At 54.9% G+C, this 22378-nt stretch carries 17 protein-coding genes; 11 read left to right on the top strand and 6 right to left on the bottom strand.

Going from position 1 to position 22378, the window contains the following annotated elements; all coding sequences use genetic code 11:
* Positions 1-33 precede the first annotated feature (33 nt).
* The 6 genes from sbcB to AB3U87_RS04035 all read right to left on the bottom strand — a co-directional run bounded on the left by sbcB (position 34) and on the right by AB3U87_RS04035 (position 6380).
* Complete coding sequence (sbcB, locus tag AB3U87_RS04060) at positions 34-1461, bottom strand: exodeoxyribonuclease I (RefSeq protein ID WP_253460158.1); 1428 nt, start codon at positions 1459-1461, stop codon at positions 34-36.
* 707 nt (positions 1462-2168) lie between these two features.
* Entirely contained in the window at positions 2169-3404 is a 1236-nt protein-coding gene (locus AB3U87_RS04055) for a DUF6056 family protein (RefSeq protein ID WP_301251080.1), read from the bottom strand.
* Positions 3391-3843, bottom strand: a complete 453-nt coding sequence (locus AB3U87_RS04050; protein ID WP_301251079.1) for a hypothetical protein — start codon at positions 3841-3843, stop codon at positions 3391-3393. The genes AB3U87_RS04055 and AB3U87_RS04050 overlap by 14 nt, the downstream gene beginning before the upstream one ends.
* Complete coding sequence (locus AB3U87_RS04045; protein WP_301251078.1) at positions 3830-4774, bottom strand: glycosyltransferase family 2 protein; 945 nt, start codon at positions 4772-4774, stop codon at positions 3830-3832. The genes AB3U87_RS04050 and AB3U87_RS04045 overlap by 14 nt, the downstream gene beginning before the upstream one ends.
* Positions 4771-5133 carry a GtrA family protein gene (locus AB3U87_RS04040; RefSeq protein WP_301251077.1) on the bottom strand — a complete coding sequence of 121 codons (363 nt, stop codon included), beginning with the start codon at positions 5131-5133 and terminating at the stop codon, positions 4771-4773. Before AB3U87_RS04040 ends, AB3U87_RS04045 begins: the two co-directional genes overlap by 4 nt.
* 170 nt (positions 5134-5303) lie before the next feature.
* Entirely contained in the window at positions 5304-6380 is a 1077-nt protein-coding gene (locus AB3U87_RS04035; RefSeq protein WP_301251075.1) for an acyltransferase family protein, read from the bottom strand.
* A gap of 323 nt (positions 6381-6703) precedes the next feature.
* Between AB3U87_RS04035 and dacD the strand changes: the two genes are divergently transcribed.
* From dacD to AB3U87_RS03980, 11 genes are all read left to right on the top strand, one after another.
* On the top strand, positions 6704-7873 hold the full coding sequence (gene dacD / locus AB3U87_RS04030) for a serine-type D-Ala-D-Ala carboxypeptidase DacD (RefSeq protein WP_301251073.1): 1170 nt from the start codon (positions 6704-6706) through the stop codon (positions 7871-7873).
* A gap of 155 nt (positions 7874-8028) precedes the next feature.
* Positions 8029-9087: an FUSC family protein gene (locus AB3U87_RS04025; protein WP_301251164.1), complete on the top strand. Its 1059-nt coding sequence runs from the start codon at positions 8029-8031 to the stop codon at positions 9085-9087.
* Between the two features lie 153 nt (positions 9088-9240).
* Positions 9241-9561: a DUF496 family protein gene (locus AB3U87_RS04020; RefSeq protein WP_253460215.1), complete on the top strand. Its 321-nt coding sequence runs from the start codon at positions 9241-9243 to the stop codon at positions 9559-9561.
* 167 nt (positions 9562-9728) lie between these two features.
* A complete protein-coding gene (locus tag AB3U87_RS04015) occupies positions 9729-11186 on the top strand; it encodes an EmmdR/YeeO family multidrug/toxin efflux MATE transporter (RefSeq protein ID WP_253460217.1) in 1458 nt (485 codons plus the stop codon).
* A gap of 12 nt (positions 11187-11198) precedes the next feature.
* Positions 11199-12440, top strand: coding sequence for an MFS transporter (locus AB3U87_RS04010; protein WP_253460220.1), 1242 nt, complete (start codon positions 11199-11201; stop codon positions 12438-12440).
* Between the two features lie 263 nt (positions 12441-12703).
* Complete coding sequence (gene fes / locus AB3U87_RS04005) at positions 12704-13966, top strand: enterochelin esterase (protein ID WP_394148463.1); 1263 nt, start codon at positions 12704-12706, stop codon at positions 13964-13966.
* The gene (locus AB3U87_RS04000; RefSeq protein WP_125288080.1) at positions 13953-14162 is read left to right on the top strand and encodes an MbtH family protein; all 210 of its coding nucleotides are present in this window, start codon (positions 13953-13955) and stop codon (positions 14160-14162) included. Before fes ends, AB3U87_RS04000 begins: the two co-directional genes overlap by 14 nt.
* An 8-nt stretch (positions 14163-14170) precedes the next feature.
* Positions 14171-18094, top strand: coding sequence for an enterobactin synthase subunit F (locus AB3U87_RS03995; RefSeq protein ID WP_394148569.1), 3924 nt, complete (start codon positions 14171-14173; stop codon positions 18092-18094).
* Positions 18091-19347 (top strand): enterobactin transporter EntS, encoded by a 1257-nt coding sequence (entS, locus tag AB3U87_RS03990; RefSeq protein ID WP_253460226.1) that lies wholly within the window; start codon positions 18091-18093, stop codon positions 19345-19347. Before AB3U87_RS03995 ends, entS begins: the two co-directional genes overlap by 4 nt.
* A gap of 222 nt (positions 19348-19569) precedes the next feature.
* Positions 19570-20748 carry an isochorismate synthase gene (locus tag AB3U87_RS03985; protein ID WP_253460228.1) on the top strand — a complete coding sequence of 393 codons (1179 nt, stop codon included), beginning with the start codon at positions 19570-19572 and terminating at the stop codon, positions 20746-20748.
* 9 nt (positions 20749-20757) lie between these two features.
* The gene (locus AB3U87_RS03980; RefSeq protein WP_394148461.1) at positions 20758-22371 is read left to right on the top strand and encodes a (2,3-dihydroxybenzoyl)adenylate synthase; all 1614 of its coding nucleotides are present in this window, start codon (positions 20758-20760) and stop codon (positions 22369-22371) included.
* The last annotated feature ends 7 nt before the right edge of the window (positions 22372-22378 follow it).

Here is a 22378-nt window from a genome sequence, read left to right as displayed (position 1 = left end):
CCTTTTTAATTGCCGCTGCGCGTAGCCGAAAAATCAGGAAACCAGTTCGCGAGCGTAATCAAACAGCGCTTTCAGCTGCGTCATCTTCGCCTTATCGCCGTCGTACTGATTAAACAGCATCTCCAGCTCCTGCACATAGTTCTGCACGCGTTCCGGGCTGAGCGCTTCACGGCGATGCTGCAACCAGCGCTTTTGCTCGGCCTCATCCAGCGTGCCGGGGAAGTTGCGCGCCCGAAAGCGGAACAGCAGCTTCTCAATACGCTTATCGTTAAAGGTCAGATCCAGCGCGGGCAGGTTTTCCGGCGTCGTTTGCCGGATGATATTCATGGCGCTGCGATCGGCGTCGCTGAAAAAGCCGTCGTAGAGCTGGGCGTCCACATCGTCAGAAGCCACAAACGGCTCCGCTTCCGCATAGAGCGCCACCACTTTTTCACGCGCCTCCGGGTGCTGACGCAGCAGCGCCAGATTATCCAGGCAGCGCTGACGATCGATCCCCAGACGCTCCGCATCTTCCGGGCGTAACGTATTGGCCGGTGCGACGACCGGACATTTATTGATATGCACCAGCTTGATCGGTACGGGTGCGGCATCGCCCAAATCTTCCCGGCGCGTGTAGAGTCTCTCACGCAGCGCATCGGCATCCAGCGCCAGGAGCGGAGAAATATCCTGGGCCAGATCGCAGGTAATCAGCGCGTTTTTATTGGTGGGATGCCAGGCGAGCGGGGCGATCCAGCTGGTATTGCCGCGCTGGGCGCCAAACATGCCGGAGATGTGCATCAGCGGCTTCATCTGCGGAATATCGATAAGCGTCATAATTTTCTGCTTGTTGCGATGGCTGAACAGAAAATCATACAGGCGCGGCTGCTTCTCTTTTACCAGCTTTGCCATAGCGATGGTCGCGTAAACATCGGACATCGCATCGTGCGCGTTTTCGTGCGCCACACCGTTGGCTTTGGTCAGATGTTCCAGGCGAAAGCTGGGAAAGCCGTCGTCATTTTCCGGCCACTCGATACCTTCCGGCCTCAGCGCGTAGCAGGCGCGCATCACGTCCAGCAAATCCCAGCGGCTGTTGCCGTTCTGCCAGCTCCAGCCGTAAGGATCGTAAAAGTTGCGGTAGAGCAGATTGCGCGTGACCTCGTCGTCGAAACGGATATTGTTATAGCCGACGATGCAGGTATTGGGCTCGCTAAACAGCTGGTGAATACGCTGGGTGAAAGCGGCCTCGTTCATGCCTTTGGCTTTCGCCAGCTGCGGCGTAATGCCGGTGATCATCACGGCTTCCGGCTGCGGCAGATAGTCGTCCGCAGGCTGGCAGTAGAACACTTCCGGTTCGCCAATAATGTTAAAATCCATATCGGTGCGGATGCCGGCAAACTGCGCAGGGCGGTCCAGCGATGGGCTTTTCCCGAAAGTTTCGTAGTCGTGGAAAAGGAACGTAGGTTGATTGCTTTCGTTTTTCACTTTTACGTTTTGTCCCCTTTATTGAGGTAATTTAATTATATAAATATAAGATTCGACGTTAAAATGCCAGCATTGACCGTAGCGTAACCACTTAATTCCGTAAGGAAGTTTATCCATGCTTAATGATTACGCAGACCAAAGGTGCTATGTTTTTGACGCTGCTGAACCTTGTTCGCATAGGGTAACCTATCTTTCACCATGTCTGAAGCGGCAGGTAAAAAGACATATAACATGGGGATCTTGCCCAGGCATCCTTGGTAGCAGCGATACGAAGATTGAGTAGGGAATGAATACTATATCTGCTACAAAATGCAGTTATGTAAATGTCAGAACATAAGATATAAGACATAAGACATTTGCATAAGTTCACGCTGATTTTTTGGTATATCACATATTAGTGGAATAGAGTGAGTCATAATTCCGCATCAAATAAAATTGCTACTGAATGAGCTAAATTTAAAAGTATAAATCTGAGTTTCACTGAATAAGATACCAAGAGTAACAGTGACATGCTGAGGAGAGTTAAATAGTAATCAAATAAATAAACTATTTAAGCATACATATTTTGAAACGTGAATTCATTTGGATTTGAATGTACAAAGCCAAGATGAAGTGAGTGTTACTCTTTTTTAATTAATATATATATACTCCATTCTGGTCAGGATGAAAATGAGCCGCTCGACGTCATCTCGTGCGGCGTGCCTTATTTATTTTCTGCTTTTTGATAAAAGAAAGTGTCTCACATAAGCACAAAGTGCTACCAGCGAACAGATTTCATAAGCGAATAAAATGCGTTGCGCTGACGCATAAACCGTTGGGGAAAAGCTCATCATCATCACTGTAGCACAGCCTGTCAGTAAACTTACCACTGAAACTATAGCTGTCTTATTGTCATCAATAAATTTATAAGAAAGCAATATTAATGAAAACACTGAAGCTAAAGTAAAGAAAAATGAAGTGTATATTTTATAACCGAACCATGAGGCGGCATTAAAAAAGTGTTGGTTATAAATAAACTCTGACATGGTTAAATTAGCATGACACAACAAAAAACCACATAACTTAATTATTAAAAATGCGATTCCTACAAGATCTGTTGATGATAAGTTCTTTTGACGTATAGCAATCGCTATTGTCATTAAGAGTAGTATATTTACAATGATATTTTCAGGATCGTTTAAATGGTGGTTTAAACGGTCTAAACCAAGCATTAATTTATCAATAATATTGAAACTCGAAAATTCGGGGAGAGAGTTTTTTATTTCAAAAGCATATCGTTGTGCGTTGCCTGGTGCTGTTAACAATATACCAGTAAGAATTAAGCATAATGATATAAAAACAATATCATATTTTTTTCTGTTTTGCTTGGTAAAATAAATGCATATTGCTGCAGTTATCATTAGAATAGCAACTTGCTCACTAAAACAACTTATGCTTAAAAGCATTAATGCAATGATTTTGCTTGAAAGATGAGAAGTAGCTGAATTTTTTAACACCACCAATGACCAGGCACCGCATGAAACAGGTAACAGGTAATTATAAAAACCCGTAATCCACCATGCTGCATCAGCATTAACACTTGGAGTAATCAGCATAAAAAACATTATGCCTGTAGGAATTGCAATATATGGGCGAACAATATCAAAAAAGAATAACTTCCAGGCAGAATAAGCTAATAGTAAAATTGAAAGAGGAATAGCTGCTTTCCAGAAAATTTTTATATTGATCGTCTTTATCAACAGCATTTCAATGGTAATTCTTCCACTCCAACCGAGATACCGCTCATATATAAGCGTGAACAGGTTTTTATTTTTTAGGATATTAGAAAACATTTCATCATCCCCTCCCGGCACCGGATGTAATGTCCGTGAAAGAGCGTATAAAAAAATCATGGTCAATAAGTAAAATAAAATTGGCAAGGCTGTTTTTCTACTTGCATTCATAAGTCACCACGTTCTTTTTCCCATTAAGGGCTAGTTCAATAACAAATTTTTTCGTTGCGTTAATACCAGAATCGTTTTTTGCAGAGGCGATAAAACCGGCATGGCTGAAAGCTGGGTTTCTCTTTTTCTCGACAATTTGGGGTGTCTTTACAGTCGTACTATGTAATTTATGAGCTTGACCTTTCTGATCGAGGATATAAATATTTTTTACAACATTAATGCCGCCATTAGGTAATCCGGCCCATCCTTGTATTAAAATAAAGCGGGACTGAACAGTACAATAGTCGATATGGTATGAAATATCGCCAGGTAGCGCCTCTGTTATGCCTGGGGTTACTTTTTTATAATCATTAATAGAATAACGAGCCATATAAAGAAATAATATGCTCAAAATTATGGCGCTAAAAAATACCCACTCTGATAATTTAGTCTTCGTCATTTTCTTTTAAACTCAATTTCGCTTTTTTTATAAGGTATCTTGGGCGTCGTTTTACTTCCAGGTATATTCTTCCTATATATTCGCCAAGCACACCAATACCGATAAGCTGTATCCCACCTAAAAAGAGTATTGAAACGATGATAGAAGGATAACCAGGCACATTATTCCCCCATATCATTTTATTAAAGATCATCCAGCTGCCATAAAAAAAGGAGATTCCAGCCACAATCAGACCAATATATGTCCAAACTCTTAGTGGTAATGTTGAGAATGAGGTTATCCCCTCAAGTGCCAGGTTCCACAGCTTCCATCCATTAAACTTGGTTTCGCCAGCACTGCGTTCCGCTCTATTGTATTCAACTATCTCTACCTCTCCTCCAACCCAGCTAAGGATCCCTTTCATAAAAAGATTCCTCTCGGGAAGCTTGATAATGTTGTCGACAGTAGTTCGATTCATCAATCTGAAGTCGCCAACATTTTCAACAATTTTTGAGTGGCTAATAGCGTTATGTAATTTATAAAACCAGCCTGCGGTTTTTTTCTTGAAAGCAGTGTCACTGCTTCTGTCAATACGCTTTGCCAACACTACGTCGGCTCCGGCCCGCCACTTTTCCACCATTAGTGGGATAACTTCAATAGGATCCTGTAGATCCACATCCATAGGGATTATCGCATCGCCGCTCGAAAATTCGAGTCCGGCAAAAAGAGCTGCTTCTTTACCAAAATTCCGGGTAAAGCTTATCAATTTGACATTGAGGTCGGCTATTGCTAATGCTTGTATAATATCGTCAGTATTATCTTCACTCCCATCATTGACGAAGATTATCTCTAAATCGTAATTTTTTAAGATTTTATGCTCTCTTACCGTTTTATAAAAAATTGGTATGGTAGCCTCCTCATTATAAACGGGTATAACAAGTGAGATCTTCATATTTTTCTCCTGAATATTACGAAATTGCTAAAAAGAAAGCCAAATACCATGCTCAGGGCTGAGAAAAAAATCAGCGTTAACAGAGGCGCTAAGTGAATCTTGTCAGCGGTATAACCAACCGTTAATGCCATAAACCCCATAAACATGGTAAATAATATATATTGAGCCAGGCCTGCTGAGGCTTTGAAGGTCCATTTTGCATTAGCAAAAAAGCTGAAGCTAACTGCTACAATAAAGGCAATCAGGTTGGACAACATTTGGTCAAGATTGAGTAAATAATGGCCTGTAGCAAAAGTGATCCAGTGTATCAACGTATTTATAACCCCAATTGAAACATACCTTGTAAGGAGGGCTAACATTATAAATCCTTATTTTACAGTGGCTTATGCGCGTTGACGACAGCTGAATGTTAATTTTATAATAAAACGATGCAAAAAACGAGAGGGGAAATATTACAGGCAGCATCGAAATTTTTCTGAACAAAAAAAGACAAATTTTAGCTTCCAGCAAGCGGTCAGTAAATAATTTTTTATTTTTGAGGGGTTAGTCGCATAATCCAGCTATGCTTCATGATTTTTTTATATAATTTCAATGCCGGAATTTCGAGGAATTTTGAAGATAAGTAACCTGCCACTATAGCTAACAAAATAGCGAGTATTTGCGATAAATAAATATTCATATTCAGGAATTTAGAAATAAGTTGTTGAATAAGGAATCCCCATAAATATACACCGTAGGAAATATCGTATTTAATATGTAGATTTTTAACGAGGTTTAATGATGAGAACCACAATGCTATAGTACAAAAGAAAAAGGGAAGGAAAAGTTTTGATATAGAAGGGTAATGTCTTTCTGTAATCAAATGAAGTAATAAAAAAAACATCGGAATCAGGAGGGATACGCGAATTAAATGTTTATGTATAGCGTAAATTCCGCCCAAAGCAAAGCAGGAAAAAACTACCACAATATAAAAAAAATTATATAGTGGGATGTGGTTTTTAATAATTTCTATTGTGGGAGCAAAGATAACAAATAAACATAAGGAGGTGCTAATGATTTTATTGTTAGTTACTCGCATGAGAAGTAATAATGGTAGAATAAGATAACATATTACTTCATAACGAATCGTCCATAAAGAACCATTGACGCTACCAGGGTAAGAATTATGCTCAAATACCCCAGGTAGGGAAAATTGCGTATCCATTAATAGATTTTTTGTAATATATCGATGCCATTGAGGTGAAGAGAAATACTCACTGATTGTTAAAGATGTTACAAAAGGGCCAATAATTAATGCGGTTATAATCAATAAAAAAGCGAGGGCAGGAATAACTCTAAATATTCGGGCAAGTATAAAGTCGACAATGTTTTTTTTAGTTAACAAGCTGTTAGTGACTAGCATTCCACTGATAAAGAAAAAAATATAAACAGCTATGCTGCCACCTGTCTCCTTGCCGGTAAACGAGGAGACAGGTTCTGTTAACTTTGCAATATTATTGATAGCATAAGCATGGCTCCATATAACCATTAATGCTGCACCAATACGTATTAAGTCGAGATTATTATTACCACGCTGCAACAGGTTGGCCACAGTTTTCAACGGCATTGAGATGTCATCCAGTATATATTTATTATAATACTATAAAATTTTACCGACAAAATTTCAATGTCAGATGGGTTTGTTTTGCAATTTAAAAAGGGGTAATTTTGCCTTGGCCGACCTTTTAGCACAGCTGGGGTCTTAATAAGCGCGCCTGCACGCCAACGTTAAAACATCCTTATCTTTGGCTTAACCCCCTCAGGCTGGAGGTCAGATTAAAAAAACTCCTTAATCTTAAATCTTAATATTTTCTTGCAATTTTTTAACACGTTACGACGGCGGATCCCGTACAACAGGCTGTTTTTTTCCAGTCTATTGAGGATTTACCGTTGAAGAAGCGTCAGCTTGCAAGTATCAGCCTGGTTCTGGCCGTGGTCGCCGTAGCCCATGCTGAAGATAACCCCTTAGCTTTTCCCCTGACCGCGCCCGCTATCGACGCCGCTTCCTGGGTGCTGATGGACGCCACGACCGGTCAGGTGCTGACGCAGGGCAATGCCGACGAACGCCGCAACCCGGCCAGCCTGACCAAGCTGATGACGGGCTACGTGGTGGATCGTGCTATCGACAGCAAGCACATCAGCCGCGACGACATGGTCACCGTGGGTAAAGATGCCTGGGCCGCCGGTAATCCCGTGTTTAAAGGGTCTTCGCTGATGTTTCTTAAGCCCGGCGAGAAAGTCTCGGTACGCGATCTGAGCCGCGGCGTCATTATCGATTCCGGCAACGACGCCTGCGTGGCGCTGGCGGATTATGTGGCGGGCAGCCAGGCCGCTTTTGTCGAGCAGATGAATCAGTATGTGGTTAAGCTTGGCCTTAAAAACACCCATTTTGAAACGGTTCACGGCCTGGATGCGCCGGGACAGTACACCACGGCTGGCGATCTGGCTAAGCTGTCGCGCGCCATTATCTCCGGCGAGCCGGATTTTTATCAGATGTACAGCGAGAAATCGCTGACGTGGAACGGCATTACCCAGCAGAATCGTAACGGTTTGTTATGGGATAAAACGCTGCACGTCGACGGCCTGAAGACCGGCCACACCGAAAGCGCGGGTTTCAATATCATTGCTTCCAGCGTGGACGGCCAGCGCCGACTGATCGCCGTGATCATGGGCGGCAAAAGCCCTAAAGGGCGCGAAGAGCAGGCGCGCAAGCTGCTGATCTGGGGACAGAACAATTTTGATACCGTGCAGCTGTTCCATGCTGGTAAAGAGATCGGCCATGAGAATGTCTGGTACGGCAATCCGCATCAGGTAGCCGTAGGCAGCGATAAGGATGTTTATCTCTCCTTGCCTCGTGAAGACGTCAAAAAAATCAAGGCCAGGTACGTCATTGACCGCAAGGATCTTGAGGCGCCGCTGAAGCTGCATGAGCAGGTCGGGACTATCCAGCTGGTGGATGGCGACAAAGAGCTGGCCTCTTACCCGTTGGTGACGCTGAAACCGGTGGAAAAAGCGGGCGTGATCACTCGCATTACTGACTACATCAAACGCAAGCTGTAACCCCTGATGGCGATCCGCAACGGGTCGCCATTTTGCCTGTTTGTTGAGCTGCTGTTGCACCACTGTTATCGTGAGACGGCAATACGCAAAAAAGCGGGCGAAGCCCCGCAGGGCAGGGTATGATGCCGGAAAATAGCCCGCCCCTGGAGAAAGTTTTGCGTCCCGACAAGCCGCTATCGGCCTTTGAATTCACCCTCTATCGTAACTATCGCACGGTGCACGGCATTCGCATCGCGCTGGCGTTCGTGCTGACGTTTCTGCTGATCCGCCTGTTCTCTATCCCGGAAGGCAGCTGGCCGCTGATTACGCTGGTGGTGGTGATGGGGCCGATTTCCTCCTGGGGTAACGTCTTTCCGCGTGCGATCCAGCGCATCGGCGGTACGATATTCGGCTCGGTTTCGGGGCTGATTGCGCTCTGGCTGGAGCTGTGGTCGCTGCCGGTAATGCTGGCCTGGTGCACGCTGGTGATGTTTTTATGCGGTTTTCTGACGCTGGGCAAGCACCCTTATATGGCGCTGCTGATCGGCATTACGCTGGCGGTGATCTGCGGCGGCGCGCCGGGCGATATGACCATGGCGCTGTGGCGAGGCGGCGACGTGATCCTGGGTTCGGTGCTGGCGCTGTTTTTTACCAGCATTTATCCGCAAAAGGCCTATACCCACTGGCGCATCAAGCTTTCCGATTCCCTGCTGGAAACCGCTAAAATTTACCATGCCGGCTGTTCACCTAACCTGGTGGACAAGCCCCGGCTGACGCGCCCCCTGCAGCGGCTGCTGACCGGCGTGGTGAAAATGCGGTCGCTGATCGATCCCGCCAGCAAGGAAACGCGTATTCCGCGTTCGGTTTTTGAAGGTATTCAGACGCTGAACCGCAATATGGTCTGCACGCTGGAGCTGCAGCTGAACGCCTGGTGGTCCTCTCGCGAAAGCCACCTGATAATGCTGAACGCGCCTACGCTGAGGCGCACCCAGCAGATGACGGAAAATACGCTGCGCGCGCTGTCAAAGGCAATAGTGGCGGGCAGCACGGACCAAATCTCCGCCAACAGCGCGGAGCTGGCGGAAATCACCCGCGAGCTGCGGCAGCTGATCAAAGCCTCCAACAGCGACGAGCTGGTGGAAACGCCGATCCACGGCTACGTCTGGCTGAGTCTGGAGATGGCCGCGCAGCTGGAAAGGCTGTCGGATCTGATGCGTCTGGTGCTGCGTAAATAAACGATTAATAACAACTTACTGCGAAAAGCGCCGGTTCGCGCTAAGATAACGCCAGTCCGACTCTACAACTAATCGCCTCGACAGCGGTTCGCCGCTACGCTGAGCGCAATGATAATAATGCCTGCCTTGCAGGCCTGAACAGAAGGTGTTTCCATGGAAAATGCAAAGCAATCCTTTCAGGACGTACTGGAGTTTGTGCGGATGTTCCGTCGTAAGAACAAGCTGCAGCGTGAAATCCACGATATTGAAAAGAAAATCCGCGACAACCAGAAACGCGTGCTGCTGCTGGATAACCTGAGTGAATATATCAAGCCCGGCATGAGCGTCGAAGCCATTCAGGAAATTATCAGCAGCATGCGCAGCGATTACGAAGATCGCGTTGACGATTACATCATCAAAAACGCCGATCTTTCCAAAGAGCGTCGTGAGCTTTCCAAAAGGCTCAAGGCGCTGGGCGAGCCTAAAGCGCAGTAGCCAGGGCTGGAGAACCAAAAAAGGCGATCGACGATCGCCTTTTTCGATCGTACAGGGCACGGCGCTATCCGCAGGGGAAAATCACTTTTCTCCGGAAAAGACTTTGCATATCAGAGCGCCTTTTACCATCATCAGTAGAGTCTTCTCCATTTCTGGCAGGCAGCACTTTGCAAATATTCCGTATTTCTCCGTTAGAGGCCATCAGGCGTACGCCCTGGTATCCTAAAAGACGTTCTTATCGGGTTCTGTTCTGGCGAGAAATCACGCCGCTGGCGGTACCGATCTTTTTTGAGAACCTTTGCGTGCTGTTGATGGGCGTGCTGAGCACTTTCCTGGTGAGCTGGCTGGGCAAGGAGGCGATGGCGGGCGTCGGGCTGGCCGACAGTTTTAATATGGTCATCATCGCTTTTTTCGCCGCTATCGATCTGGGTACCACGGTGGTGGTCGCCTTCAGCCTGGGTAAGCTTAACCGCGAACGGGCCCAGGCGGCCGCCCGGCAGTCGCTGGTGCTGATGACTATTTTCGCCGTGCTGCTGGCAATAGGCATTGAGTTTTACGGCGAGTGGATCATCAATCTTATTGCCGGTAACGCAGAACCGCGGGTAAAAGAGATGGCGCTGATCTATCTCAATATCACCGCATGGAGCTATCCGGCCGCCGCGATTGCGCTGATTGGCTGCGGCGCGCTGCGTGGCGCGGGCAATACCAAGATCCCCATGCTGATTAACGGCGGCATGAATATCCTGAATATTATTTTCAGTACGGTGCTGATCTACGGCTGTTTCTCCTGGAAAGGGATGGGCTTTGTTGGTGCCGGACTGGGGCTGACCATCGCCCGCTATATCGGCGCGGCGGCGGTAATTTATGTGCTGGCTATCGGCTTCAATCCGCGCCTGAAAATCACGCTGAAAAGCTATTTCACCCGGCTCAACACCAATATCCTGATGGAGGTGCTGAGCATCGGCGTGCCCGCCAGTATTGAATCGGTGCTGTTCAACGGCGGCAAGCTGCTGACGCAGGTTTTTGTCGCGGGAATGGGCACCGACGTGATCGCCGGTAACTTTATCGCCTTTTCCATTGCCTCGATGATCAACCTGCCGGGCAACTCCCTTGGCTCCGCCTCAACCATTATTGTCGGCACCCGCCTGGGCAAAGGACAGCTGAAGCAGCCGGAAAGGCAGCTGCGGCATATTTTTTGGCTTTCAACCATCGGGCTGTGCGCGCTGGCGGCGTTGACGGTGCCTTTTGCGGGCATTCTGGCTTCGTTTTATACCCGCGACGAGGAGGTTATCCACGTGGTCAAAATCCTGATCTGGCTGAACGCGCTGTTTATGCCGTTCTGGGCCGCATCCTGGGTTTTACCGGCGGGGCTGAAGGGCGCGCGCGACGCCAGGTTTACCATGTGGGTTTCGCTGTTGGGCATGTGGGGATGCCGCATTGTGGCGGGCTACGGACTGGGCGTGGTACTCGGCTTTGGCGTGGTGGGGATCTGGCTGGGCATGTTTCTGGACTGGATTGTCCGTGGTATCTTCTTCTACCGCCGCATGACCAGCGGACGCTGGCTGTGGAAATATGCGCCCCGGCAGGAGCCGGCCGCTCAGGATTTGGCGCTGTCAAAAAAATAACCGGAAATCACCATGCAATCGCCTACTTCCGCCGGGTCGGAATCGCTGTTTCACCATCGCTCTTTTGTCGCTTTCTGGCTGGCCCGCACCAGCTCCAGTTTCGGTTTTCAGATGCTCTCTATCGCGGTCGGCTGGCAGATTTATGCGCTTACCGGCCGCGCCTTCGATTTAGGCTTAATCGGGCTGGCGCAGTTTCTGCCGGCGGTGGTGCTGGCCTTGCCGGCAGGGCACGTTGCCGATCAGTTTGACCGTCGTCGCGTCGTATTACTGGGGCAGTTTACCGAACTGCTGGCGATTGCCGCGCTGGCGGTGCTGACGCTGATGCACCTGACCAACGAGCTGGTGATCCTGGCGCTGATTTTCGTGCTTTCCATCGCCAAAACGTTAGAGGCGCCGTCGCTGCAGTCCATGCTGCCCGCGCTGGTGCCGCCCTCAATACTGGCGCGGGCGACGGCCGCCAACGCCGCATCGATGCAAACGGCTTCCATGCTTGGCCCGGCGCTCGGCGGCTTTTTATACGTTGCCGGGCCGCAGGCGGTCTATATCACCACTGGCGTACTCTATCTTATCTCCGTCGTGATGGTCAGCCGCCTGCGCTACGACCATGCGCCGCCGCCGCGCACGCCCGCCACCTTCGCCAGCGTCTTTGCCGGGGTGAAATTTATCCGTAACCGGCCGGACGTGCTGGGCGTCATTTCGCTGGATCTGTTTGCGGTACTGCTGGGCGGGGCGACGGCGCTGCTGCCCATTTTCGCCAAAGATATTCTGCATACCGGGCCGTGGGGGCTGGGCCTGCTGCGCGGCGCGCCAGCGGTTGGCGGCCTGCTGGTCGGCTTCTGGCTCAGCCGTCGTTCGCTGGAGCGCAACGTCGGTAAAATCATGTTTGCCTCCGTAGCCGGTTTCGGCGTGGCGACGCTGGTGTTTGCGCTCTCTGAAGAGCTGTGGCTGTCGCTGCTGGCGCTGTTTGCGCTGGGCGGGTTCGATATGGTCAGTATGGTGATCCGCGGCTCGCTGGTGCAGCTGGATACGCCGGATGAGATGCGCGGACGCGTCAGCGCGGTTAACTCTATTTTTATTAATACCTCTAATCAGCTTGGTGAATTTGAGTCGGGGATGCTGGCAGCCTGGCTGGGCGCGGCGCCGGCGGCGGCAGTCGGCGGTATTGGCACGCTGATCGTGGTCGGCCTGTGGATGGCCTGGTTCCCGAGCCTTCGCAAGCGCCAGCGGCTGCACGATCCCGTTTCTTCTTCCTGATCCCACCCTTAATAAGCGCCGTTAATGATTAACGGCGCCGTTACCGCTTTTCTCCCCCTCGTTTTTTTCGCCAGGCTGGCCGCGCCGATAGGTTATCGACAGCCTGTTTTTTCCGTGGTCGCTTCCTTTTTTCCTTATCTTTTCTGCGGGTTAAGACCAAGCGGTACGTCTCGACGGTCTGAAAAACGTGATGATTTCTTATTGCAAATGAAAACCATTATCAATAAAATCGACGCCTTGCAGTTCCTGTTTTCATGGCACTAATGATGGAAGATGATGATATGACAGGCGGTTGGGATAGCGACGCGCAGGCGAGCTGGCAGCACAAGCTGAGCCTGGGGTCGCCAGCGGTCGTGACGGAAGGTGACATCTGCACCGTCACCTTTTACTGGCGGGATCCCGCCGGAACGGAACAGACTTCGCCGGTGCGCCGGGTATGGATTTATATCACCGGCGTCACCGATCATCACCAGCAGCGCGCGCCGCAAAGCCTGCAACGCATCAGCGGCACGGCTATCTGGCAGTGGCAGGTTCGGCTAAATGCGGGCTGGCGAGGCAGCTACTGCTTTATCCCTTCCGTAAACGAAAATGATTTTCCCCCCGAGGCGCTGCAAAGTCCGCCGGACCGCGCGGCGCTGCGCGAAGGCTGGCGCAGGCTGCTGCCGCAGGCGATAGCCGATCCGCTTAATCCCCATACCAGCTGGCGAGGCGGACGCGGCCATCCCGTCTCCGCGCTGCATCTGCCGCAGGCGCCTGTGCAGCCGGGTTGGACAGAGCGCGTTGAGTTCGCTGCGCCGTGCTGCCTGACGTGGGAAAGCAAAAGGCTGGGCAATCAGCGGCGGGTATGGCTTTTCACCACTGGCGAAAGCCAGCCGGAACAGCGCCCGCTGGCCGTGCTGCTGGATGGCCAGTTCTGGGCGGAGCAGATGCCGGTCTGGTCTGCACTGCAGGCGCAAACCGATCGCGGTCAGCTGCCACAGGCGGTTTATCTGCTGATTGATGCCATCGACACGCAGCATCGCGGCGAGGAGCTGACCTGCAATCCCGACTTCTGGCTGGCGGTCCAGGAAGAGCTGCTGCCGCTGCTTGCGCAGCACGCGCGCTGGCGCGACGATCCGGCGACCACCGTGGTGGCCGGACAGAGCTTCGGCGGTCTTTCCGCCCTCTATGCCGCGCTGCACTGGCCGCAGCGTTTCGGCTGCGCGCTCAGCCAGTCCGGCTCTTTCTGGTGGCCGCATCGCCAGCGCACCGGCGAGGACGGCTGGCTGACAGAGCAGCTGATGCAGGGCCGGCTCAGCGTTGCGCCGCTGCGCATTTATCTGGAAGCGGGCCTGCGCGAACCTGTCGTTTTGCAGGCTAACCAGCGCATTTATCCGCTGCTGCAACGGGCCTGCCCGACGCTGCACTATCGCCTTGTTGACGGCGGCCACGACGCGCTGTGCTGGCGAGGCGGCCTGATTAACGGGCTGACCACGCTGTGGCAGTCTGTCCCTGCTAAATCCGGAGTTTCCGATGGAACAGAGTAATCCTTTCGATCGCCCTGAGGGGCCGTTTTTCGTGCTGCAAAATCATCTGGGCTACAGTCTGTGGCCAGCCCACTGCGCCCGGCCCGCTGGCTGGCAGCCGGCGTATGGCCCGGCGACGCAGCACGAATGCAACGACTGGCTGGCGCGCTGGCAAACGCTGACCCCGGCCCATTTTGCGGCGGGAGTCACAGCGTGAAAAGTGAAATGAGCGAGGCGCTGATGCATAAAGTGCAGCAGCAAATGATGCCGCTGGTAGCGGCGCAGTCCGGTATCTGGATGGCGGAACAGCTTTCGTCACAGGTAAACGCCTGGAGCGTGGCGCACTATGTGGAGCTGAACGGCGCGTTGAATGAGCCGCTGCTGCGCAAGGCCGTGGTGTGCGGGATGCAGGAGGCGGACACGCTGCGGATGCGCTTTACCGAAAGGGACGGCGTGCCGATGCAGTGGGTCGATGCCGACGCTGACTTTACCCTGCCGGAGTGCGTCGATCTGCGCCACGAGGCCGATCCCGCAGCGGCGGCGCTGGCGCGTATGCAGCAGGATCTGGATCAGGATTTGCGCATCAGCAGCGGCAGTCCGATCTACCGTCATATTCTTTTTCGCCTGAGCGAAAGCCGCTGGTACTGGTATCAGCGTTTTCATCATCTGGTGGTGGACGGCTTCAGCTTTACCGCCATCACTCGTCGCATTGCGGAGATTTATACTGCGCTTTGCACCGGCAGCGAGCCGAAGCCTTCGCCTTTCGTCCCTTTCAGCGACGTGGTGGAGGAGTACGATCGCTATAGCGCCTCCGCGACCCGCCAGCGCGATGCCGCCTTCTGGAAAGAGCAGGCGAGCCAGCTGCCGATGCCCGCCAGCCTGTCGCCGCTGCCGCTGAACGGACAAAGCGCCACCACGCATCTTATTCGTCAGCATTTGCAGCTGAGCCGCGAAGATTTCCGCGAGCTGCGTGCGCAAAGCCAGCTCAGCGCGTCGGAACTGGCGCTGGCGCTGGTTGCGGTGTGGCTGGGCCGCCTCAGCGCGCGGGCGGAATACAGCGCGGGCTTTATCTTTATGCGCCGCCTGGGATCGGCCGCGCTGAGCGCCACCGGGCCGGTGCTCAACGTGCTGCCAATGGCGATACGGCTCGATCCTCAGGCCACGTTGCCACAGCTGGCGGAGGCGCTGCAGCAGCAGTTGAAAAAAGCGCGCCGCCATCAGCGCTACGACGCGGAGCAAATCCAAAGGGATATCGGCCAGCTGAGCGAGCCGCTGTTCGGCCCGGTCATTAACCTGAAAATGTTTGACTACCGGCTGGATTTTGCCGGTATCGAAGGCGTGACCCACCAGCTGGCTTCCGGCCCGGTACGCGATCTGGAAATCGCGCTCTACCCGGACGAAGAGGGCAACGTCTCGCTGGAAATCCTGGCGAACGCGGAGCGCTATCAGGCGGAAACGCTGCGTGAGCATCTTGCCCGCCTGCCGCTGCTGCTTAGCCAGTTCGCGGGCCATCCGACGTTGACCTACGCGCAGGCGACGCTGCTGCACCCGCATGAGGAAAAGCGGCTGCGGCAGATTAACGATACGGCGATCGAGGTACCGCAAACCACGCTGAGCAGCCTGATTATGGCGCAGGCGCGGCGCACCCCGGACGCAGACGCGCTGGCGGATGACCAGCATAGTTTTACCTACCGCGAGATGCGTCAGCAGGTAACGGCGCTGGCTCAGGCGCTGCAAAAGCGAGGCGTGCAGGCGGGCGACATCGTGGCCGTGGCGCTGCCGCGTTCGGTATTTTTGTCGCTTGCCCTACAGGCCATTGTGGAGCTGGGCGCCGCCTGGCTGCCGCTGGATACCGGCTATCCGACCGATCGGCTGAGCATGATGCTGGAAGACGCTAACCCGCGTCTGTTAATCACCACCGAAGAACAGCTGGGCCGCTTTGCGCAGCTCGAAAATCTGCAAAGCTTCTGCTACCACCAGCCGTTGCCGACAGTGGATCTTGCGCCTGCTCAGGATCTGTCACTCCCGCACCATACCGCCTATGTGATTTATACCTCCGGCTCAACCGGACGGCCAAAAGGCGTCATGGTCGGCCAGCAGGCGATCGTAAACCGCCTGCTGTGGATGCAGGACCACTATCGATTGACTACCGACGATGTAGTGCTGCAAAAGACGCCGTGCAGTTTTGACGTCTCGGTCTGGGAATTTTTCTGGCCGTTTCTGACCGGCGCGCAGCTGGTGATGGCGCCGCCGGAAGCGCATCGCGATCCGCAGGCGCTCCAGGCGCTGTTCAGCCGTTACGGTGTCACAACTACGCACTTCGTTCCTTCCATGCTGGCGGCGTTTGTCACCGCGTTAACCGATGACGAGGCCGTGGCCCACTGTGCTTCTTTACGGCGGGTATTCTGTAGCGGCGAGGCGCTGCCGACCGATCTCTGTCGCCAGTGGCAGGACAAAACGGCCGTGCCGCTGCACAATCTTTATGGCCCGACCGAAGCGGCGGTGGATGTGAGCTGGTATCCGGCCTACGGCGAAGCGTTGGCCAACGTAACGGGCGCAAGCGTGCCGATTGGCTATCCGGTCTGGAACACCGGGCTGCGCATCCTGGATGGCAATATGCAGCCGGTGCCGCCGGGCATTGCGGGCGATCTCTATCTGACCGGCGTGCAGCTGGCGCAGGGCTATCTGGCGCGAGCCGATTTGACCGCCAGCCGTTTTATTGCCGATCCGGAAGGCGAGGGCGCAAGAATGTACCGCACCGGCGACGTGGCGCGCTGGCTGGAGAACGGCGCGGTGGAATATCTGGGCCGCAGCGACGATCAGCTTAAGATCCGTGGACAGAGGATCGAGCTGGGCGAGATCGATCAGGCGCTGCTGTCGCTGGATAATGTGGCGCAGGCGGTTACCCATGCCTGCGTGCTCGGCAACGCCAGCGCGGGCGGCGGCGATCAACGGCAGCTGGTGGGCTACGTGGTAGCCGCGTCCGGCGAACTGGATACGGCCGCGCTACGCGAGCAGCTTAGCGATCGCCTGCCCGCGCACATGGTGCCGGTGGTGCTGGTGCAGCTGGCGGCTTTCCCGCTAAGCGCTAACGGCAAGCTGGATCGCAAGGCGCTGCCGCTGCCACAGCTGGCCCACGCCGCAGGTCGCGCGCCGGCAGAGGGTGTGGAAACCGTGGTGGCCGAAGCCTTTGCCCGCCTGCTGGACTGCGAGATCCGCTCGGTTAATGATGACTTCTTTGCCCTCGGCGGCCATTCGCTGCTGGCGATGCGGCTGGCGGTCGATCTGCGTCGCCGTCTCGACAGACCGGTGACGCCGGGGCTGATTATGGTGGCGTCCACCGTCGGCGCGCTGGCGGAAAAGCTGACGCGGCAGAGCGAAGAAGAGGCGAGCCGCGCGGGCATGGAAACCATCCTGCCGCTGCGGCGTTCGCACGGCCCCACGCTGTTTTGCTTCCATCCGGCCTCCGGCTTCGCCTGGCAGTTCAGCATTCTGCAACGCTATCTGGACGCGCGCTGGTCGCTGATCGGCATTCAGTCGCCGCGCCCGCACGGGCCAATGCAGCAGGCGGAAAATCTTGATGAGCTTTGCGAGCGGCATCTGGCCACGCTGCGCGAGCAGCAGCCGCACGGCCCTTACTATCTGCTGGGCTATTCGCTGGGCGGCACGCTGGCGCACGCTATCGCGGCGCGCCTGCAGGCGCAGGGCGAAAAAGTCGCCTTCCTGGGGCTGCTGGATACCTGGCCGCCGGAAACGCAAAGCTGGTCACGGAATAACCAGCTGGATGCCGAAGTGCTGGCGGAAATCGACCGCGAGCGTGAAGCCTTTATGGCCGCCCAGGCGTCGCTGCGCGAGTCGCTGGCGGCCTCGGCCAGCCAGGCGCTGTTTGGCGCTATCGAAGACAACTACGGCGATGCGGTCAGGCTGCTGGCGACCGCGAAAAGCCGCCGCTTCGTCGGGGAAGCCACGCTGTTCGTCGCGCAGAAAACGCTGAAGCCGGGGCAGGATGCGCACACCGCGTGGGCGCCATGGCTCGACGCGCTGCAAACCTTCCCGGTGGAATGCGCGCATGTGGATATTATTTCGGCAGAGGCGTTTACCCATATCGGCCCACGCCTTAACCAACTGCTGGATCGGGCAACACAATGAAAAAACAGACCTTTATGCTCAGCCTCAGCCTGCTGAAGACGCACCCTGATTTTCGGGCGGTGTTTATCGCCCGCTTTATCTCTATCCTGGCGCTGGGCCTGCTTGGCGTCGGCGTGCCGGTGCAGATCCAGCAGCTGACCGGTTCTGCCTGGCAGGTAAGCCTGGCGGTCACGCTGACCGGCGCGGCCCTGTTTACCGGTTTGATGCTGGGCGGCGTGCTGGCGGATCGCCACGAGCGTCGGCGGCTGATCCTGTTCGCGCGATCGACCTGCGGGCTGGGCTTTATCGGCCTGTGCGTCAATGCCGCCATGCCGTCCCCGTCGCTGACCGCCATCTACCTGCTGGGCATCTGGGACGGCTTTTTCGGCGCCATCGGCGTGACGGCGCTGCTTGCCGCCACGCCCGCGCTGGTGGGCCGTGAAAACCTGATGCAGGCCGGGGCGATCACCATGCTCACGGTCAGGCTGGGCGCGGTGATCTCGCCGATGGTGGGCGGCGTGCTGCTCGCGGCGGGCGGCGTATTCTGGAACTTCGCGCTGGCGGCGGCGGGCACCTTTATTACGCTGATCCCGCTGCTGCGTCTGCCGTCGTTGCCGCCGCCGCCGCAGTCGCACGCCAGGCCGCTACGGTCGCTGGCGGAAGGCTTTACCTTTCTGCTCGGCCATCGTCTGATCGGCGGCGTGGCGCTGGTGGGCGCGCTGCTGACCATGGCGACGGCGGTACGCGTGCTTTATCCGGCGCTGGCCATTCGCTGGGAGCTGAGCGCGCAGCAGATCGGCTTTCTCTATGCTGCCGTACCGCTCGGCGCGGCCGCAGGCGCGCTGACCAGCGGCAATCTGGCACAGCATCCGCGTCCGGGCAAGGTGATGCTTTTCACCGCCGTCGCCGCTTTCGTCGCGGTAGGGCTGTGCGGCCTGATGCCTTACTGGGAGGCGGGCGCGCTCTGTCTGATGCTGTTCGGCTACCTGAGCGCCCTGAGCGCGCTGCTGCAATACACGCTGATCCAGACGCTGACGCCGGACGCGATGCTGGGCCGTATCAACGGCCTGTGGACGGCGCAAAACGTGATGGGTGACTCGCTGGGCGCGCTGCTGCTGGGCGCGATGACCACGGTGATGCTGCCCGCCACCGCCGCCAGCAGCAGCGGCCTGGGGCTGGCCATCGTCAGCCTGGTGCTGGCCGCCGCCTTCGGTTCGCTCCGACGCTATCGCCAGCCCGCGCCCGCTTCGCCGGGAGAAAGCGTAACTGAATAACATCGGGTTTTAGTCCTTCCTTACCTGCCCTGGCGGCAGGTAATGCTGCCAAATGATGCTAATAACGGCGCAAACGTTGCGCCCGGTCGCGGCGTGGTGTTTTGCACTGTTTTAAACTGCGAAACGTTGCTTGACATCACAAAGAATTTACTTAAAGTTACGCGGTAATAATGCAAATGATAATCATTATTATACTTTTTATCGTTGTGGCTGGAGGCCGTTATGGAGACGCTTTGCGCTGATGCAGTTAAACCATCAGTTTCTCTCTCATCTGAGAGCTTTTTCTTCGCATCGCCGTGGAAAAGCTTTATCACCACTGGTCGCTTTGCCGAAATTACCTGTCCCGCCGCCGACGGCGACAACCTGCAGGGCGCTTTCCAGCAGCAGGTACGCAGCGCCTTTGCCGCAGCCAGGGCCAAAGGGATTATGCGCCCGGTGATGGTTGGCGCCATCCCCTTTGATACGCGCCAGCCTTCCGCGCTATTTATTCCTGAGCGTCATGAGGCATTCTCCCGCCAGCAGCAGCCAGAGTCGGCGCAGCAGGCGAGATCTGCCGTAGAGCCAGTAATTACCGCGCGCCAGAACATTCCTGAACAGGCTGAATTTATGGAGATGGTGGCGAAAGCAGCGGAAGCGACCGCCCAGCCTGGCCTGGATAAAGTGGTGCTCTCGCGTCTGATCGATATCACTACCGCCGAGCCGGTGCAGGCTACGGCGTTAATGGATCGCCTGATTGCGCTCAACCCTGGCAGCTATCACTTCCATGTTCCGCTGGCCGACGGCAGCACGCTGCTGGGCGCCAGCCCGGAGCTGCTGCTGCGTAAGTCGGGCGAAACCTACACTTCGCTGCCGCTGGCGGGCTCGGCCAGACGCGATCGCAGCGACAAAGCGCGCGATCTTGCGGTAGGCGAAAAGCTGATGTACTCGCAAAAAGATCGCTACGAGCACCGCCTGGTGACCAACGCCATGTACGACGTGCTGAAACCGCGCAGCCGCTCTCTGGCGGTGCCGGACAAGCCGGAGCTGATCACTACTTCGACGCTGTGGCACCTTGCTACCGCGATTGAAGGCAAAGCCGCAGCGGCTGAGGAAACGGCGCTGTCGCTCGCCTGCCTGCTGCATCCTACGCCCGCGCTGAGCGGTTATCCGCACGTTGCCGCTTGCGAGTGGATTGAAAAGCTGGAGCCGTTTAACCGCGAGCTGTTCGGCGGCATCGTCGGCTGGTGCGACGACGAAGGCAACGGCGAATGGGTGGTGACCATTCGCTGCGGCACGCTGGCCGGAAAAAACATTCGCCTGTTCGCCGGCGCGGGCATCGTTCCGGCCTCTTCGCCGGAATCGGAATGGCGCGAAACCGGCGTCAAGCTCAGCACCATGCTGCACGTATTTGGACTGCAATAAGGCTATTTTATGACGATTTCCTATTCCCGCTGGCCCGACGATTTTGCGGCTCGCTACCGTGAAAAAGGCTACTGGCTGGATCTGCCGCTAACGGATATTTTGACTCGCCACGCCAACAGCGCGGCAACGGCGCTGATCGAAGGCGACCGTAAATACAGCTATCAGCAACTTGAGCGCGCCAGCACCCGTCTGGCGGCGGCCTTACAGCGTCGCGGCCTGAAGTGCGGCGATACCGCGCTGGTGCAGCTGGGCAACGTGGCTGAATTCTATATCGTGCTGTTTGCACTGCTGAAGCTCGGCGTGGCGCCGGTCAACGCGCTGTTCAGCCATCAGCGCCAGGAGCTGGACGCCTACGCCAGCCAGATTGAGCCTGCTTTGCTGATCGCCGATCGTCAGCACGCGCTGTTCGCCACCGACGACTATCTGCAACCGCTGCGCCAGCGCTATCCGTCGCTGCGTGAGGTGGTGCTGCGCAACGCTCGTGAGGACGATACCTCGCTTGCGGCCTTAATTGACGAGGCGCAAGGCGAGTTTGTCGCTGCGCCTTCCGCCGCTGACGAAGTCGCGTTTTTCCAGCTTTCCGGCGGCAGTACCGGCACGCCCAAGCTGATCCCGCGTACCCATAACGACTACTACTACAGCATCCGCCGCAGCGTGGAAGTCTGTTGCTTTAACGAAAAAACCCGCTATCTCTGCGCTTTGCCCGCCGCGCACAACTATCCGCTCAGTTCGCCGGGCGCCTTCGGCGTGTTTTATGGCGGCGGCCTGGTGGTGCTGGCAGGCGATCCGAGCGCCAACCTTTGTTTCCCGCTGATTGAAAAACACCAGATTACGGCGACGGCGCTGGTGCCGCCAGCGGTCAGCCTCTGGCTACAGGCGATTCAGGAGTGGGGCAGCAATCGGGCGCTTGGCTCGCTCCAGCTGTTGCAGGTGGGCGGCGCGCGCTTAAGCGAAGCGCTGGCGGCACGCATTCCGGCAGAAATTGGCTGCCGGCTGCAACAGGTCTTCGGCATGGCGGAAGGGCTGGTCAACTATACGCAGCTGACCGACGACGAGTGGCACATCTTCTCGACGCAGGGCACGCCGATGAGCCCGGACGATGAGGTCTGGGTCGCGGACGAGCAGGGCAATCCGCTGCCGCAGGGCGAAACCGGACGGCTGATGACGCGCGGCCCGTACACCTTCCGCGGCTATTACCGCAGCCCGGAGCACAACGCGCAGGCCTTTGACGCCAACGGCTTCTATTGTTCCGGCGACCTGGTCTCCATTACGCCGGACGGCTATATCTGCGTGCAGGGCCGCGAAAAAGATCAGATCAATCGCGGCGGCGAGAAAATTGCCGCTGAAGAGATCGAAAACCTGCTGTTACGCCACGAGGCCATTCTGCACGTTGCGCTGGTCTCGATGGAGGACAGCCTGCTGGGCGAAAAAAGCTGCGCCTTTATCGTGGGCAAACGTCCCGTGCGCGCCGTGGAGATCCGCCGCTATCTGCGCGAGCTTGGCGTGGCGGACTACAAGCTGCCCGATCGTATTGAAACCGTTGACGAACTGCCGCTGACGCCCGTCGGTAAAGTGGATAAAAAACGCCTGCGTCAACAGCTGGCCGCCAGCCAGACCAACTGAATTCCGG

Source organism: Erwinia plantamica (assembly GCF_043420595.1).
GTDB lineage: Bacteria > Pseudomonadota > Gammaproteobacteria > Enterobacterales > Enterobacteriaceae > Erwinia > Erwinia aeris.
Note: the sequence above shows the minus strand (reverse complement) of the source record. Positions and strands in the feature narration are given on the sequence as shown.

Excerpts from the sequence above, each read along its gene's own strand:
- AB3U87_RS04040 (WP_301251077.1), bottom strand. The coding sequence starts at position 5,133 with ATGTTAGCCCTCCTTACAAGGTATGTTTCAATTGGGGTTATAAATACG.
- AB3U87_RS04050 (WP_301251079.1), bottom strand. The coding sequence starts at position 3,843 with ATGACGAAGACTAAATTATCAGAGTGGGTATTTTTTAGCGCCATAATT.
- AB3U87_RS04000 (WP_125288080.1), top strand. The coding sequence starts at position 13,953 with ATGGAACAGAGTAATCCTTTCGATCGCCCTGAGGGGCCGTTTTTCGTG.
- entS (WP_253460226.1), top strand. The coding sequence starts at position 18,091 with ATGAAAAAACAGACCTTTATGCTCAGCCTCAGCCTGCTGAAGACGCAC.
- AB3U87_RS04055 (WP_301251080.1), bottom strand. The coding sequence starts at position 3,404 with ATGAATGCAAGTAGAAAAACAGCCTTGCCAATTTTATTTTACTTATTG.
- AB3U87_RS03980 (WP_394148461.1), top strand. The coding sequence starts at position 20,758 with ATGACGATTTCCTATTCCCGCTGGCCCGACGATTTTGCGGCTCGCTAC.
- AB3U87_RS04020 (WP_253460215.1), top strand. The coding sequence starts at position 9,241 with ATGGAAAATGCAAAGCAATCCTTTCAGGACGTACTGGAGTTTGTGCGG.
- AB3U87_RS04045 (WP_301251078.1), bottom strand. The coding sequence starts at position 4,774 with ATGAAGATCTCACTTGTTATACCCGTTTATAATGAGGAGGCTACCATA.
- AB3U87_RS03985 (WP_253460228.1), top strand. The coding sequence starts at position 19,570 with ATGGAGACGCTTTGCGCTGATGCAGTTAAACCATCAGTTTCTCTCTCA.
- AB3U87_RS03995 (WP_394148569.1), top strand. The coding sequence starts at position 14,171 with ATGAGCGAGGCGCTGATGCATAAAGTGCAGCAGCAAATGATGCCGCTG.
- AB3U87_RS04035 (WP_301251075.1), bottom strand. The coding sequence starts at position 6,380 with ATGCCGTTGAAAACTGTGGCCAACCTGTTGCAGCGTGGTAATAATAAT.
- AB3U87_RS04010 (WP_253460220.1), top strand. The coding sequence starts at position 11,199 with ATGCAATCGCCTACTTCCGCCGGGTCGGAATCGCTGTTTCACCATCGC.
- fes (WP_394148463.1), top strand. The coding sequence starts at position 12,704 with ATGATGGAAGATGATGATATGACAGGCGGTTGGGATAGCGACGCGCAG.